The sequence below is a fragment of the Clostridium intestinale DSM 6191 genome, assembly GCF_900130055.1.
GTDB classification, from domain to species: domain Bacteria; phylum Bacillota; class Clostridia; order Clostridiales; family Clostridiaceae; genus Clostridium_T; species Clostridium_T intestinale.
The window spans coordinates 16,617-32,645 of sequence record NZ_FQXU01000010.1 but is presented as its reverse complement, the minus strand read 5'-3'; the positions used below and the strand labels follow the sequence as shown (position 1 = coordinate 32,645).

Below are 16,029 nucleotides of genomic sequence, written 5' to 3'. Positions count from 1 at the left end.
TTATATACCTTTATATCTTATCCGGGCAATGTTTTACTTGTGCGGATTTTTCTCTATTTAAAAATATACTTTAAAATTCCACAAGTACATTCCTGCCTAAAATTAAGGAGGATTTTAACATGATCGAATTATCATTAAACAATGTAGAAAAGTATTTTGGAGCTAATAGAGTTCTAAAAAATATAACCTTTGAAGTTAATAAAGGTGAAAGGATAGGTATAGTAGGAAGGAATGGATGTGGAAAAAGTACTGTTTTAAAACTTATTTATGGAACTGAAAATCTTGATAATGGAAGTATAAGTATTAGGAGAGGTGCTTCTATTGGCTATTTAGAACAGATTCATGGGTTTGAAGAAGGTTCAACAGTAAGAGAAATTTTAAATATAGCATTTAAAGAATTATTAGAGCTTGAGACGAAAATGAAGTCGCTAGAAAATAAAATGTCAGACGAAAGAGAAGATATTTCTAGGTTATTAAGTCAATATAGCGAGCTTCAGCAAAAGTATGAGGTTCTAGGAGGATACGATAAGGAAGAGAAGCTTAGTAAGGTTTGTGAAGGCCTTAAGTTTAAGGATAGTTTTTTAGATAGGAGCTTTGATTTATTAAGTGGTGGAGAGAAAACTACAGTAGTACTTGGAAAGATACTACTAGAAAATCCAGATATTATTCTTTTAGATGAGCCTACTAATCATCTTGATATGGAATCCTTAGAATGGCTTGAAGAGTATCTTAGAAATTATAAAGGAACAGTTATTATAGTATCCCATGATAGATATTTTTTAGACAACGTAATAACAAAAACTATAGAAATAGAGGATTTGATAAGCATTAGTTATAAAGGAAACTATTCAGCTTATGTTAAAGAAAAAGAAGATAATTTATTGCAGCAATATGAGTTGTATAAGGTACAACAAAAAAAGATAAACTCAATGGAGAAGTCCATAAAGACCTTAAGAGATTGGGCTAATCGTTCTGGAAATGAAAAATTCTATAGAAGAGCTGCAAGTATGCAAAAAAGATTAGAAAAAATGGATAAGGTAGATAAACCTAAAACAGAAAAAGTAAATATGCATATAAGCCTAACTGAAGGTGATAGGTCAGCGCAGGAAGTGATTAGAGTTAGAAGTGCTTCTAAAAGATTTGAGGATAAAACTCTATTTGATGAAGGTGATTTATTAGTTAGATTTAAGGAAAGAGTAGCCCTAATAGGTGCAAATGGTTCTGGAAAGTCAACTTTGTTAAAGACATTATTAAAGGAAGAATCTTTAGACAGCGGAGTTTCTGAGATTGGTGCTAATGTAAAATTAGCCTATCTACCTCAAAATATTATATTTAATAATGAGGAATTAACTGTATTAGAATGTTTTAGAGAAGATATAGAAATATTAGAAGGAAAAGCTAGAGAGTATTTATCAAAGTATATGTTTTTTGGAGAAACAGTATTTAAGAAGGTTAAGGGATTGTCTGGTGGAGAGAGAACTAGATTAAAACTGAGTAAGCTTTTATATCATGAAGCGAATTTATTAATATTAGATGAGCCTACAAATCATTTAGATATTGATTCTATAGAAACCTTGGAAGATACCTTAGATGAGTTTAAAGGAACAATATTTTTTATATCTCATGACAGATATTTTATTAATAAAATGAGCAGTAGAGTAGTAGCTTTAGAGGGTGGAAAATTTAACAGCTATTTGGGAGATTACGATTATTATAAGGTTAAGAAAAATGAAAGAGAAGAAATCAAGATAGATACAAAACCTTTAAAGATAGAAAAACAACAAAAGACTAAAGCTAATAACACTCAAAATAACAGCTATAAATTAAATAAGTTAGAGGAAAAAATAGTAGAAATAGAAAAAGAAATAAAAGCCTTGGACGAATTGATGGAGACTATTCAAGGAAACTACGAAGAAATAAATAAATGTTTCAAAAATAAAGAAGATTTACAAGTAGAACTAGAACTTTGTATGGAAGAGTGGTTATACTTGACAGAGCAGATTTAATAAATTAGAATGATATAAAATATATATGGTTAAAAGCTTTGAAGAGAATAAGTAGGATTAGGATAACCTTTAAAGAGAGTTCCCGGTAGGTGAGAGGGGCAAAGGATTTTAATTTGAATACATCTCTGAGCAGCATTCTGAAAGATAACAACTAGTAGGAATAAGACGTATCCTGCACACGTTATAGTGCTAGAGTATAACCAAGATTTTGGCGTACTTGATAAGGTTTATGTGGTGACGCATAGATAAACTAAGGTGGTAACACGGGATTATTACTCTCGTCCTTTTTATAAGGACGGGAGTTTTTTTGCGCAAAAAAACTGCATACTTAATTATCTAATTGTCTAATTAAATAATTAGATAATTAGGAACGTAGATACTTAGATACTTAGATACATAGGTAATTAAGTAATTATCTATGTATGAATATATATTAGTTTAAAGGAGGAAATTTAAATGAAAAGCACTGAAGAACAACTAAAAATAATTATGAAAGGAGTAGATGAGGTTGTAGGTAAAGATGAACTTAAGGAAAAACTTGAAACAGGAAAAGTCTTAACTGTAAAACTAGGATTAGATCCTAGTGCACCAGATATTCATCTAGGTCATACCGTAGTATTAAGAAAAATAAAACAACTTCAAGATTTAGGTCATAAGGCAGTGATAATTATTGGAGATTTTACTGGAATGATAGGAGATCCTACTGGAAAATCTAAAACAAGGAAACAGCTTACAAAAGAGCAGGTAATAGAAAATGCTAAAACCTATGAAAAACAGATTTTTAAAGTACTTGATAAAAGTAAAACAGAACTTAGGTTCAACAGTGAGTGGTTATCAAAGTTAAATTTTGAAGATGTAATTAAATTAGCGGCAACCACAACTGTAGCAAGAATGCTTGAAAGGGAGGATTTTAAGAAAAGATATACCCAATACGAACCAATTGGTATTCATGAGTTTTTTTACCCATTAATGCAGGCTTATGATTCTGTAGAAATTAAGGCAGACATTGAACTTGGAGGCACAGATCAGAGGTTTAACCTTCTTATGGGGAGAACTTTGCAAAAAGAATATAAACAGGACTCTCAAACAACTATATTTATGCCTTTATTAGAAGGTTTAGATGGAATTGAGAAGATGAGTAAGAGTCTTGGTAATTATATAGGAATAGATGAGCCTAGTAAAGTAATGTATGAAAAAGCAATGTCTATACCAGACGAACTAATAATTAAGTACTACGAATTAGTAACGGATGTACATCCAGATGATATACAGTTAATAAAAAAGTCTTTAGATGAAGGTGAAAATCCAAGAAATATAAAAATGAAGTTATCAAAAGAAATTGTAAAACTTTATCATGGAGAAGAAGAGGCTAAGGAAGCAGAAGAAAGATTTATTGAAATTTTTCAAAAAGGCAATATTCCTAATGATATTTTAACTGTAAAAGCAACTTCAAGTGGGTTTGATTTAATGAAGATATTAACTGAACATTCTTTAGTTCAAAGCAAAAAGGAAGTTAGAAGACTTATGGAACAGGGTGGAATAAAAATAAATGATACTAGAACCTTAGAACTAGAAAATATTAAATTAGTTGAAGAAATGATTATACAAATAGGAAAAAAGAAATTTATAAAAATTATAATTGAGGATTAGAATATGTACCAGTATTAAAACTCCATGAGCTTAGAAATTAGGCTTATGGAGTTTTTTATATAAATGAAAAAGCTCCCTCTAAGGAGCTAGTTGAATACACATAAAACCAAACCATGATATAAAAGCCAAGGTTATATAGAAATTTTCATTAAGATAAATATTTTTTAAACTCACCACAATCACCTCATTAGAAATTGTGGACAAGTATTTAGAATTATATACCTAAAAATAAATAAAGGAAGTAAAAAACTTCCTTTAAATTATTTAGCTTTATATGCGCTTATCATCCATAAAGCTTTTTCGTAATTTGATATAAATCCAGCTACAAGATCTATAGTTCCTTGATCTTTAGCATCTTCAGCTAAAGTAAGTATTTTTCTTGAATGTTCGACCATTGAAGTAAAATCTTCTTGAAGTATATTAATTGATTCATCTCCAGAGATTCCCTTGCTATCTAATTCTTTAACAGTTGTTAAACCTAAATATTCTTTTAAAGAAGCAGCTGGTCTAAAACCTAATATTAATATTCTTTCTGCAACAGCATCTAAATCCTCTGATATCCCATTATAGAATTCTTCAAATTTTGCATGTAATTGGAAGAAGGCAGGTCCTTCAACATTCCAATGAAGATTGTGTATTTTTGTGTATAGTGTATTTAAATTTGCTAAATAAACATTAAGTTCCTTTACTACATTTTCTAACGATTTTTTTTCTAAACCTATAAAATTTTTACTCATAAATAATCCCTCCAAATAATAAACAAATTTTATAATCATTTAAACTTTGTAATGATTACAATATTATAATAACATTATTGATAAGTGTTGTCAATAATGATTATTAAGAAATTATAAATAAAAAGCACTGTAAAACTTTAATTTTACAGTGCTTAACATACCCTAAAAGAGGAGGATTATTCTTTATTTAAATCCCCGCATTTTTTACAAATACCTTTAAAGTTAAAGTATTGTTCTTTTATTGTAAAACCTTCTAAATCCTTAATGGCAAGATTGTTAAAATCAATATCTATATCATATACTTCATTACAGTTCTCGCACTTGAAATGACCATGAACATTTGGATTAAATAAATCATAGCGAACTTCATTATCCTCTACAGTGATTACTTCAGCTATTTTTTTCTCCACAAATAAATTAAGAGTGTTGTAAACTGTAGTTTTTGATAAAGTTGGAATCTCTTTCACTAAGTTTTCGTATATCTGTATCACATTTGGATGGTTTTTATTTTCATAAAGGTATTCAAATATTCTTTTTCTTTGATAAGAAGGACTTATTCCATTATCTCTTAGGTATTTTTCAACATTATCTATGTTAATCATATATAAAACCTCCTTCAGAGTTATAAACGTTACAATTTTATATTTATTATAATATTATCAGATTTTATTGAGTATGTGAATGGGAATAAACTTATATTACTAGAATATTTAGGTATAATATCCTTCATAAGGTACATAATATAGGGGAGTAATGATTATTTGAGAGGATGTGTTTACAATGGCATTAAAAAATGCGATGACAGCAGATTTTTTACGTTCAGCTTATGGTGGAGAAAGTATGGCTCATATGAGATATCTTATTTGGGGCGATGCAGCTGAAAAGGATGGATATCCTAACATAGCAAGATTGTTTAAAGCTGTAGCTTATGCTGAATGGGCTCATGCAAAAAACCATTTTAATGTACTTAAGAATCAAGTTGGAGATAATACTGTAGCAGCAGGAGCTGTATTTGGAGAAACTAATATAGTAGATAATCTTCAAGGGGCTATAGATGGAGAGCTTCATGAAGTTGAACAAATGTATCCAGTATATCTTGAAACAGCTAAATTTCAAGATGAAAAAGATGCTCAAAGAGCATTTCATTATGCTTTAGAAGCAGAAAAAATCCATGCTGACTTATTTCAAAAAGCTCAAGATAAAGCTAAAGAAGGAAAAGATATTGAAGCAGATACTATATATATTTGTCCTGTTTGCGGCTTTACTGAAATAGGTGATAATGTTGAAAAATGCCCAGTTTGCGGAGTAAGTAAAGATAGATTTAAAGCATTCTAAAATTTTATATATAAAAAATTGTTAATACTTAAAAGTATTAGCAATTTTTTTTAAAATGAATAAAACATGACCATTTTACTAGGAATTATATGGTATAATTTATATAAGTTTAAATTGTTTTAGAGGTGATTTATATATGAAGAGATTTAGAGTGTTAATTATTATAGCTGTGATATTTGTTGTAGGGATTATTGCTAGCTTAGTTATTAAAAACCAAAATGGTCCTGTTAATAAAGATGTAAAAACTGCTGAGATTCCAGATGTAGATCTTTCTTTTGGGGTTTTTGGAGATGTACATGAAAATGTAGATAGTTTCCAGAAGGCCATTAATGACATGTATACAATAAACCCTGGTATTAATGCACTTGTACTAAATGGAGATAGTGTGGACCAAGGATTAGATGTGCAGTATAAGTCTATGAAGGATACAATTAATAAAAATAAAGATTTACTTCCTGACAAGATAATAAAAAATATAGGAAACCATGAATTTTTTGATTATGAGCATGGGGAGAATTCAGCAGAAGATGTTCAAGATTTCATAAGTAAATATTTGGACTTTTCAGGAGAAGATAAGGTATATCATGATACTTGGGTAAATAACTATCATTTTATATCTTTAGGATCAGAAGATGGGAATTCCGAAACTTTAAATTCTGTAAAAGCTTATATTTCTCCAGAGCAGCAAAATTGGTTAAAAGAAAAATTAGCGGAGAAATATGAGAAGGGTAAGCCTATATTTGTATTTTTACATCAACATTTAAGTAATGGTAAAAATGGTGGATGGGTAGGTTCAGATCAAGCTGATGAGGTTAGACAGATATTAGATAAGTATCCTGAAGTTATTCTGTTTACTTCACATACTCATAGAGATTTAACTGAAAGTAGTGTGGTTTTAGATCAACCTTTCACAACTATTCATACTGGAGCAATTCATTACACAATAATTCCAGATGAAAATAGTGAAGGTGGAAGAAGAAATGAACCTTATATTAAAGGCTTATATGTAGAGGTTAACGGAAATAAGGTTACTGTTAAAGGTAGAGATTTTAAAGAAAAACAATGGATATTTAGTAAGGAAATCTCAAAATAATAACTTAATAGGTTAAGTGGCTATTACAAAGGAATTTGTAATAGCCACTTTTTATCTTAATTTTTAAAATATATCTTTATTTTTTCTTTGAGATTTGTTAATCTTAATAAATTCTTTTTTCTTTTCCGATTTAAGAGATTTATTTATCTTAGATTCCATAAATAAAGCTTCTTTTTTTAGCTTTTTATAACTATTAAAACGTTCCAAGGATAAAGTGCCATTTTCTATAGCTTCTTTTACTGCGCAGCCGGGTTCAGTGTTATGATTACAATTTGAGAACTTACACTTATTAGAAAGTTCCTGAATATCAGAAAAGGAATCATCTATGCCATCCGAATTATCTAAAAGCTGAAGTTCTCTCATACCAGGGGTATCTATTACTGCCCCATTAAAAGGTAGAGGAATTAGTTCTCTATGAGTTGTTGTATGCCTTCCTTTATCATTAAATTCACTAATATTACTTACTAATTGCTTATCTTCCTCTAATAATTTATTTATTAAAGTTGATTTACCAACTCCAGAAGAACCTAAAAATGCTATTGTAGAACCATTTGTTATTATAGACTTCACCTTATCAATTCCTGCATCTTTAAGGGAACTTACTACTAGAACTTCTATACCTATTGCAGTATTATAAACCTCAGATAATTTATCGTCTAAGTCTTCACATAAATCTGCTTTAGTCAGAATAACTACTGGGGTAGCCCCACTATCCCAAGAAATGCTTATATATCTTTCTAATCTTCTTAAGTTAAAATCTCTATTTAAAGACATACAAATAAATATAGTATCTATATTTACTGCTATAATTTGCTCCTCAATAGTGTTTCCAGCAATTTTTCTAGAAAGTTTACTTTTCCTAGGAAGTATTTTATTTATAATTGCATCACCAGAAGAGCCATCATTTCTATCTAGTACAACCCAATCGCCAACTGCTGGGTAACTTTCTCTTCCTTGAGAGCTATAAAGAAGTTTTCCAGGAACCTTTGCAATTAATGTATCTATATCAGTAGTAACCTTATAAGATCCCTTATGCTCTGCTATGACTCTTCCTAAATAACCATCTTTATAAATCTCAAAATTATTTAAAATTTCTTGATTTAAACCTATTTTTTCTAAATTATTATTCAACGCTGAATCCTCCAATTTAATTAAATTTGGGTATAAAAATACCCGAGAGTAGTTCAAATAAATTACTCTCGGGTAAATAGCGTTAAATAAAATGAATTCTAAGCGAATTTAACTCCGGAGTAATTGTTATTAAAAACCAATATTTCTGATATATATTTGCTCATAAAACATCACTCCTTTCGTTTAATACCTAATAAGTATAGCATTTTATTTTAATATGCACAAGAAGGTAAATAGATTTTCCGTAGTTTTGATTAAATGAGAATTAATGTAATAAACCTTATTGAGTAAACATAATATAGATTACCAAACTATGTAAATTGGGATTGCATAGTTAAGTTTATTTCAATAAGGAGTGGAAAAATGAGAAAAAGAAAATTTTCAGTGTTTACAGCTATACTTACATTGTTTATGCAGCTTGTTTTTATAATACAACCTGCTAGTGTTTTAGCCGAAACAGGAGAAGATATTACAGGTACATCTAAGTTTCAGATTACTAATGTAGAGATCAAAAAGGATAATAATGATACTGAATTGGGGGAAAATGTAAAAAAAGATTCAGCTATTTTTATTAAGTATAGCTGGATGATTCCTAATAGTGAGGATGTTAATCCAGGAGATTATTACACACTTCAATTGCCAAAGGAAATTAAAATTGTGGCCCCAATTAATCAAGCTATAAATGCAGCAGATGGAAAAGTTGCAGATATGAATATAAATACAAATGGATTAGTAAAGCTTACTTTTACTAATTTTGCAAATAATTATTCGAATGTAACAGGCAACTTCTATGTAAACTGCCATTTTAAAGCCGATGAGATAGGAACTAATAATCCAGTCGAGATTATATTTAATATCCCAGGCAAATCTGAGCCAGTAAGAGTTAATATTGATTTTGAACAACCAAATCCATCTATTCAAAAATCAGTTGAATATAATAAGGCTACTGATGAAATAACATGGAAGATAGTAGTTAACAAAGAGAATGTTAATGTTGCTGATGCTAGTATAGAAGATACTATAGAAGCAGGACAAAAATTTATTGCAAATTCAGTAACAATAAATGGGCAGCCAGCAAGTAATACAAATTATAATTATGATGAAACTACTAGAAAGTTCACCTATAATCTTGGAGATATAACTAAGCAACAAACCATAATATTTAAGACCAGCATACATGACGATTTAGCAACTAAGGATCAAGGAGATTACACGTATAGGAATAAAGCTACTTTAAATTATAAAGATGATGGTAACCCTAAGAGCGTAACGTCAAATAATGCATCGGTTACTGTTCCTATAAATTTAATTAAGAAGAGTGGAGAATATAAAGGAAATACCAATAAGAAGATAGACTGGACAATCACTGTAAATGAGAGTGGTAGAACAATTAATAATGCAACTGTAAAAGATACTCTTCCTAAGGGATTAAAGCTAGTAGAAGGAAGTTTAAAATTAGATGGTAGTATTCTTCAGTCTAACCAATATCAATATCAGTTTGTAGATTACCAAACTGATAGTATTCTTGATATTAATTTAGGAAATATAACTGACAAAAAGGTTATAACATTTACAACTGATGTTGATATAAATGTTTATAATTCCAATAATCCAGTAGGTTATAATAATAAAGCGGTTTTATCCGGAGAAGGAGTAAAAGAAGGAACATCTTCAAATAACGGAGTAGGATTTACCCCAAATATCATTCAGAAAAATGGAGCGGGTTATGATGCAGCTACAGGAATAATTACTTGGCAGGTTATTGTAAATAGTAATGAAACAAATGTGGGAGCAGGAGCAGTAGTTACAGATAATATTGAAGCAAATCAGAGTTATATAGAAGGTTCTGCCACTATAGATGATGGAAGTAATGGATCTTTTATTAACCTATCCAGTAGTCAAGTTGTTTATAAGTTTAATAACGCTTTTAATAAAAAGTATGTAATAACATTTAAAACTCAAGTAATAAACCCTACTCATTATAGAGCAAACCATAACGAAAACTATAAAAATATAGTTAATTTAACTGCACCTAATATAAATCAAAATACTACAGGATATCAGAAGGTAGATAGCGAGATAATTAGAAAAGAAGGAGTAAGCTATAATTATGCTACAAGAGAAGTAACGTGGAAAATAGTTGTTAATAGAAATAAAATGCCAATAACTAATGCTGTTGTTACAGATGCAATTCCGAATGGACATGATTATGTGGCTGGTTCAGCGACTATAGATGACAGTACAGCGGGATCCTTCAATAGTGATAGTAATATAGCATCTACAAGAATATTGAAATATACTTTTAATGGCACTATAAATAAGGCATATACAATAACATTTAAAACTAAGATTATAGATTTAAGCATATTTAATACTAGTGGAAATAGAACAGTAGAAAATACAGCAAGTATTACTGGAAATGAGATACCAACAAATGGAGATAATGATAGTACAGGAAGCAAAACTATTAGTAATGAAATAGTGAGTAAAACATCTAGTTACACTAATGGTAATGCTTATATTGATTGGACAGTAAAAAGTAATCCTAACTGGAATGTTCCTATGTCCGGAGCGACTATAACTGATATTTTACAAGATGGACTTTCGCTAGATACAGATACAGTTGAATTATATAAAGCCTCTGTAAACTCTGAGGGGGTTCTTGTTCAAGGAGATAAAGTAACTCTTACAGGGGAAAATGTAAAGTATGATATTAATACTAGAAAGTTTAATTTTACTTTTCCTCAAAACTCTGGTTCTGGAGCATTTATTTTTAAGTTTAGAACAGATGTATCTAAGACAGGTAATTACACAAATACAGTTAATTTTAAAGCTACTGGAATAAGTGATGAAGATGGTACTACTCAAACAGGAGTTTGGTTTTCAGATGGAGGAGGTAGTGCCACAGGAGATACAACTGGAATTAGGATTATAAAAACTGATGGAGATTCTAAACCATTAAAAGGAGCTATATTCCAGCTTATAGATCAATACGGAAATGTTAAGGCTGTTTCATCAGCTACAGGAGATGATGGAGTTGCTTTATTTGATAAGCTTAAATATGAAAGAAATTATTCAATTAAAGAAATAACAGCACCAACAGGATACACTCTTAATAGCAATATATATACTTTCCAAATAAAGAATGGGTTAAATCAAGGGACATCTTATGATAGTGTTGATGGAGTGCTTAAGTTCTCAAGTAGTGACAACAGTAAGAAAATAGTAACTTACAAATATAAGGATGAAATATTAAGAGGAAGTATTCAACTTCACAAAGCAGGGGTTGAAGAAGATATTGAGGGAGCAGTATTTCAACTTTATAAAGAAGATGGAATAACTCCAGTTAAGGATTCTGATGGTAATAATATAACTTCAACTAGTAAAAAAGATGGAATAGTATTATTCACTAATATACCTTATGGAAAATATAAGATCAAGGAAATATCTGTACCAGCACCATACAGCATCTATAAAGGTGATATATCTGTAGATTTAACAAGTTTAACCGCAAACGGACAAGTTATTTATGCTAATCCATACAATGTATATAATTCTAAAATTAAAGGCTCACTAAAAATAATTAAAACCGATGAAAATACTGGACAACCGATACAAGGAGTTAAGATAGCACTTTATGATAATGAAAAAGAACAAAAGGGAAACTCAAAGGTTACTGGAGAAGATGGATCAGTTCAATTTGATAATCTAGAATATGGAGATTATTATTATAAAGAAATTTCTGCACCTGATAATTACGTATTAGATGATAACTACCATGCATTTAAAATAAAATCAGATAGTACAGCTTTAGCTCCTCAACTGATTAATTTTACCAATAAAAAGGTAAAAGGAGATATAGAGTTTACAAAGGTTGGAGAAGATTCAGATAGCAGTAAACTTAAAGGAGCAGTATTTGGACTTTATCAAAATGATGGAATAACTCCAGTTAAAAATTCTAATGGAGAAGCCATAACTTCAACTAGTGGAGATGATGGAAAAGTTCAATTTAAGAACATTGAATATGGAAGCTATAAAGTAAAAGAGATAACTGCTCCAACAGGATATAAAATATCTACGGAAGTTTTAACAGCAGTTATAGGGAAAGATGATAACGGAAAAACTGTTAAACCTGAAAGTGGAGATAAGTTTAAAAACATTAAAATAAGAGGGAATATAGAATTTACAAAAAAGGGTGATTTGTTAAACAAAGAAGCTCTTAAAGGGGCAGAATTTACACTTTATGATGAGGAAGGTAATCCTGTTAAAAGCTTGCTAGGGAATATAATCTCAACTAGCGATGAAAATGGTAAGGTAAGATTTAGTGGTATTAAGTTTGGAAAATACAAAATAAAAGAGACAAAAGCACCAGAAGGATATAATTTATCTAAAGAAGTTCTTAGCGCAAATATAACAGAAGATGAAGTGACTGTTACTCCGACATTTATAAGTGGGGTTGCTGCAAATGTAGTTATAAATAAACTTATAACTGGAGGAATAGAAATCTCTAAGAGCGATATTTCAACTTCAGCACCAGTACCAGGAGCAACAATAACTATCTATACTAAAACTGGGGACAAGGTAGTTGAAGCTATAACTGGAGAAGATGGAGAGGTTAAGTTTGAAAAATTAAACTACGGAGACTATTACTTCCAAGAAACAAACGCCCCAGAGGGATATTTACTAAATACAGATAAACATGAGTTTAGTATAAGAGAAGATGGAACTATACTAAAAGCAAGTTTAACTAATACAATGATAACTGGAGGAATAGAGATCTCAAAGACAGATATTTCAACCTCAGTACCAGTACCAGGAGCAACAATAACTATCTATACAAAAGATGGTACAAAGGTAGTTGAAGCTGTAACAGGAGAAGATGGAAAGGTTAAATTTGAAAAACTAAACTACGGAGATTACTACTTCGTAGAAACAAACGCCCCAGAAGGATATTTACTAAACCCAGATAAGCATGAATTTAGTATTAAGGAAGATGGTGTAGTACTAAAAGCTAATCTAAGTAACACTATGATAACTGGAGGAATAGAAATCTCTAAGAGCGATATTTCAACCTCAGTACCAGTACCAGGAGCAACAATAACTATCTATACAAAAGATGGTACAAAGGTAGTTGAAGCTGTAACAGGAGAAGATGGAAAGGTTAAATTTGAAAAACTAAACTACGGAGATACTACTTCGTAGAAACAAACGCCCCAGAAGGATATTTACTAAACCCAGATAAGCATGAATTTAGTATTAAGGAAGATGGTGTAGTACTAAAAGCTAATCTAAGTAACACTATGATAACTGGAGGAATAGAGATCTCAAAGACAGATATTTCAACCTCAGTACCAGTACCAGGAGCAACAATAACTATCTATACAAAAGATGGTACAAAGGTAGTTGAAGCTGTAACAGGAGAAGATGGAAAGGTTAAATTTGAAAAACTAAACTACGGAGATTACTACTTCGTAGAAACAAACGTCCCAGAAGGATATTTACTAAATCCAGATAAACATGAATTTAGTATTAAGGAAGATGGTGTAGTACTAAAAGCTAATCTAAGTAACACTATGATAACTGGAGGAATAGAAATCTCTAAGAGCGATATCTCAACTTCAGCACCAGTACCAGGAGCAACGATTACTATCTACACAAAAGATGGTACGAAAGTAGTTGAAGGAATAACTGGTGAAGACGGAAAAGTTAAGTTTGAGAAACTAAACTATGGAGAGTACTATTTTGTAGAAACAAATGCGCCGGATGGATATGTATTGAATACAGATAAGCATGAATTCAGCATAAAAGAAGATGGTGTAATATTAAAAGATAGTATAACAAATACAAAGAAAGTTGTCATAGATCTTCCACAGACCGGTGGATTAATAAGTCTTACAACTTTAATATATATAGGGATTTTCTCTATAGTATTAGGATTTGTATTTATATTCATTAGGAAAAGAAAAATAAACTAAAATAAAGGATTAAGATCTAGGAGTATTGTGTAGTTTAAGTTTTAAACTCATGATACTCCTTAATTGTTTATATTAACAGATTAATTAAAATTATAAAAATCTATTCTAAGTTAAATAATAATAAAAAGTTTCCTTGTACCTTAAAAAATATATTCATTTTTTCGAATTATATATTTAAGCATATCTTTTAGGAGGATATTCACTTGATTAAAAGTATTAATAATAAAATAATATACATAAAAAATAATAATGAAGATATAAACATACTTATTGAGCAGTATAGACCATTTATAATATCTGCAACCAGTAAAATACTTAAAAGATACATAGATTATCATAACGATGAAGAATATAGTATAGCATTAATGGCTTTCTCAGAGGCAATTCAGAGTTATAAAGTAGACAAGGGAGACTTCTTATCTTTCGCTCAAAGATTAATAAAGTTAAGATTAATTGATAATTATAGAAAACAGAATAGGCAAAAAGAAGCTAAGTTTAGCGGTTTAGAGGAATTAGAAGATGAGATTAAAGTTCAATATATAGATAAAGTTTCTTTAGAAAACTATAAGCAAGAAGGAATAGATTATTTAAGAAAATTAGAGATAGAACAATTTTCAAAGGAGTTATTAGAGTATGATATAAGATTTGATGATTTAATTAAAGTATCTCCTAAATGGAAGTCAACAAAAGTTTTATATAACGAATTGATTAAGGAATCTATTAAAAACCCTTTAGTTATGAAAAGTTTTACTAGAAATAAAACATTAAATATTAGTGAGTTAGAAAAAGTTACGAATATACCCCGAAAAAAAATAGAAAGAGCGCGAAGATATATAGTAGCGGTATTAATAATACTTGTTGGAGATTATGAATACTTAAGAGATTATATAAGTTTGGAGGAATGAGGATGAAGGGTATAGTTTTAGAAAAAAAAGATGGGCATGCAGTTTTGGTGGATAAACAAGGAAAGTTTCACAAAGTGAAAGATAAAAATGACATAATAGTTGGAGCTGAATATGAGAAAGATAAGTTTTTAAGATTAAACAAGGGATTAGTTTTTAAAGTATCTGCGTTAATGATAGTTGGAACATTGAGTCTGTTTGGTTATAACGCATATGCAGTACCTAAAGCATATGTATCACTCGACATAAATCCTAGCGTGGAATTAGCAACTAATTCTTTTGGGACAGTTATTGATGTTAACCCATTAAATGAAGATGGCGAGAAAATAAGCGAGGGGTTAACTCTTGAGGGTCAGAAAGTTGAAGATGCATTACAAACTTTAATTGAGGAAGCTAAGAACGAAGGATACCTTGATGAGAATTTAGATAATGCTGTAGCGGTTACTGTTTCAACTGACAATGAAGCTAAAGGAGAAGATATTCTAAAATCTGCCGAAGAAGCAGTAAAATCTGAACTTGAAAATCAAAATTTAGAAGATACTGAGATTATAGCTCAAAACATAAATACAGAGAGACATAAAGAAGCAGAACGATTAGGAATATCACCAGGAAAGATGTTATTAATAGAAAAGCTTAAAGCGGCTGATTTAGAGGTTAATGCTGAGGAGTATGCAAATAAACCAGTGAGAGAAATAATGAAGGCATTAAATGCTAAAAGGGCCGAAGACATAGCTGAAGCTAAAGAAATCAAAAAAGAGGCTAAAAAAGATAAAGATAGTAGTATTGAAGATAATTCATTACTAGGGGGGACAGAACAATCTTCCAACGAAGCAGTAACAGAAGAGAAAGTTGAAACCAAGTCTATAAATAAAAACGATGAGAAACAATCTGAGAAAACTACTGAAGTAAAGAGTAAAGCTAACAATTCTCCAAGTGATAATAGCCAAAAAGGTCAACAACAGTCTGAAAATGCTAACTCAAATTCACAAGAAAAAAGTAATAATTCAAAAGATAAAGATAATAATGCTAGTGAAAAAAGCAAAGGTAATAAACCTAATGGTAAATAACCGCTAAGGGTTTTATATGTAAATAGAGTATTGCAAAATCAAGTAATAATAATTTTGTAATGCTCTATTTTTAGTTTTTAAGAAATTATCTTATAAATATTAACTATTATTATATAAAAGCATGAAGTATAGG

General features: G+C 30.0%; 10 protein-coding genes, 1 pseudogene and 1 other annotated feature. Of the genes and pseudogenes, 8 read left to right on the top strand and 3 right to left on the bottom strand.

Annotated elements, in window-relative coordinates; translation table 11 throughout:
- Positions 1-119 precede the first annotated feature (119 nt).
- On the top strand, positions 120-2,006 hold the full coding sequence (gene abc-f, locus BUA92_RS15610; RefSeq protein WP_073021058.1) for a ribosomal protection-like ABC-F family protein: 1,887 nt from the start codon (positions 120-122) through the stop codon (positions 2,004-2,006).
- Between the two features lie 29 nt (positions 2,007-2,035).
- Positions 2,036-2,295: a binding site (T-box leader), on the top strand.
- A 167-nt stretch (positions 2,296-2,462) separates the two neighbouring features.
- On the top strand, positions 2,463-3,656 hold the full coding sequence (gene tyrS / locus BUA92_RS15605; RefSeq protein WP_073021057.1) for a tyrosine--tRNA ligase: 1,194 nt from the start codon (positions 2,463-2,465) through the stop codon (positions 3,654-3,656).
- 260 nt (positions 3,657-3,916) lie between these two features.
- Here tyrS and BUA92_RS15600 read toward each other — a convergent pair whose 3' ends face one another.
- Both BUA92_RS15600 and BUA92_RS15595 read right to left on the bottom strand, forming a co-directional pair.
- A complete protein-coding gene (locus tag BUA92_RS15600; RefSeq protein WP_073021055.1) occupies positions 3,917-4,393 on the bottom strand; it encodes a Dps family protein in 477 nt (158 codons plus the stop codon).
- Positions 4,394-4,569: 176 nt separating this feature from the next.
- Positions 4,570-4,995 carry a Fur family transcriptional regulator gene (locus tag BUA92_RS15595; RefSeq protein ID WP_073021054.1) on the bottom strand — a complete coding sequence of 142 codons (426 nt, stop codon included), beginning with the start codon at positions 4,993-4,995 and terminating at the stop codon, positions 4,570-4,572.
- Between the two features lie 178 nt (positions 4,996-5,173).
- Between BUA92_RS15595 and BUA92_RS15590 the strand changes: the two genes are divergently transcribed.
- Both BUA92_RS15590 and BUA92_RS15585 read left to right on the top strand, forming a co-directional pair.
- Positions 5,174-5,728, top strand: a complete 555-nt coding sequence (locus tag BUA92_RS15590; RefSeq protein ID WP_073021052.1) for a rubrerythrin family protein — start codon at positions 5,174-5,176, stop codon at positions 5,726-5,728.
- A gap of 136 nt (positions 5,729-5,864) precedes the next feature.
- Positions 5,865-6,821, top strand: coding sequence for a metallophosphoesterase family protein (locus BUA92_RS15585; protein WP_073021051.1), 957 nt, complete (start codon positions 5,865-5,867; stop codon positions 6,819-6,821).
- A 63-nt stretch (positions 6,822-6,884) separates the two neighbouring features.
- Here BUA92_RS15585 and rsgA read toward each other — a convergent pair whose 3' ends face one another.
- A complete protein-coding gene (rsgA, locus tag BUA92_RS15580) occupies positions 6,885-7,952 on the bottom strand; it encodes a ribosome small subunit-dependent GTPase A (protein ID WP_073021049.1) in 1,068 nt (355 codons plus the stop codon).
- Positions 7,953-8,315: 363 nt separating this feature from the next.
- Here rsgA and BUA92_RS15575 point away from each other — a divergent pair.
- The 4 genes and pseudogenes from BUA92_RS15575 to BUA92_RS15560 all read left to right on the top strand — a co-directional run.
- Positions 8,316-13,192, top strand: a pseudogene (locus BUA92_RS15575) (SpaA isopeptide-forming pilin-related protein); the annotation flags it as partial.
- Between the two features lie 60 nt (positions 13,193-13,252).
- The gene (locus BUA92_RS15570) at positions 13,253-13,927 is read left to right on the top strand and encodes an LPXTG cell wall anchor domain-containing protein (protein WP_073021044.1); all 675 of its coding nucleotides are present in this window, start codon (positions 13,253-13,255) and stop codon (positions 13,925-13,927) included.
- Positions 13,928-14,130: 203 nt separating this feature from the next.
- Positions 14,131-14,832, top strand: a complete 702-nt coding sequence (sigI, locus tag BUA92_RS15565) for an RNA polymerase sigma-I factor (RefSeq protein WP_073021041.1) — start codon at positions 14,131-14,133, stop codon at positions 14,830-14,832.
- A 2-nt stretch (positions 14,833-14,834) separates the two neighbouring features.
- Positions 14,835-15,896, top strand: a complete 1,062-nt coding sequence (locus BUA92_RS15560) for an anti-sigma-I factor RsgI family protein (RefSeq protein WP_073021039.1) — start codon at positions 14,835-14,837, stop codon at positions 15,894-15,896.
- The last annotated feature ends 133 nt before the right edge of the window (positions 15,897-16,029 follow it).

What these genes read in the sequence shown, in the direction of transcription:
- tyrS (WP_073021057.1), top strand. Translation starts at nt 2,463, where the DNA reads ATGAAAAGCACTGAAGAACAACTAAAAATAATTATGAAAGGAGTAGAT.
- BUA92_RS15570 (WP_073021044.1), top strand. Translation starts at nt 13,253, where the DNA reads ATGATAACTGGAGGAATAGAGATCTCAAAGACAGATATTTCAACCTCA.
- BUA92_RS15585 (WP_073021051.1), top strand. Translation starts at nt 5,865, where the DNA reads ATGAAGAGATTTAGAGTGTTAATTATTATAGCTGTGATATTTGTTGTA.
- BUA92_RS15595 (WP_073021054.1), bottom strand. Translation starts at nt 4,995, where the DNA reads ATGATTAACATAGATAATGTTGAAAAATACCTAAGAGATAATGGAATA.
- BUA92_RS15560 (WP_073021039.1), top strand. Translation starts at nt 14,835, where the DNA reads ATGAAGGGTATAGTTTTAGAAAAAAAAGATGGGCATGCAGTTTTGGTG.
- BUA92_RS15600 (WP_073021055.1), bottom strand. Translation starts at nt 4,393, where the DNA reads ATGAGTAAAAATTTTATAGGTTTAGAAAAAAAATCGTTAGAAAATGTA.
- abc-f (WP_073021058.1), top strand. Translation starts at nt 120, where the DNA reads ATGATCGAATTATCATTAAACAATGTAGAAAAGTATTTTGGAGCTAAT.
- BUA92_RS15590 (WP_073021052.1), top strand. Translation starts at nt 5,174, where the DNA reads ATGGCATTAAAAAATGCGATGACAGCAGATTTTTTACGTTCAGCTTAT.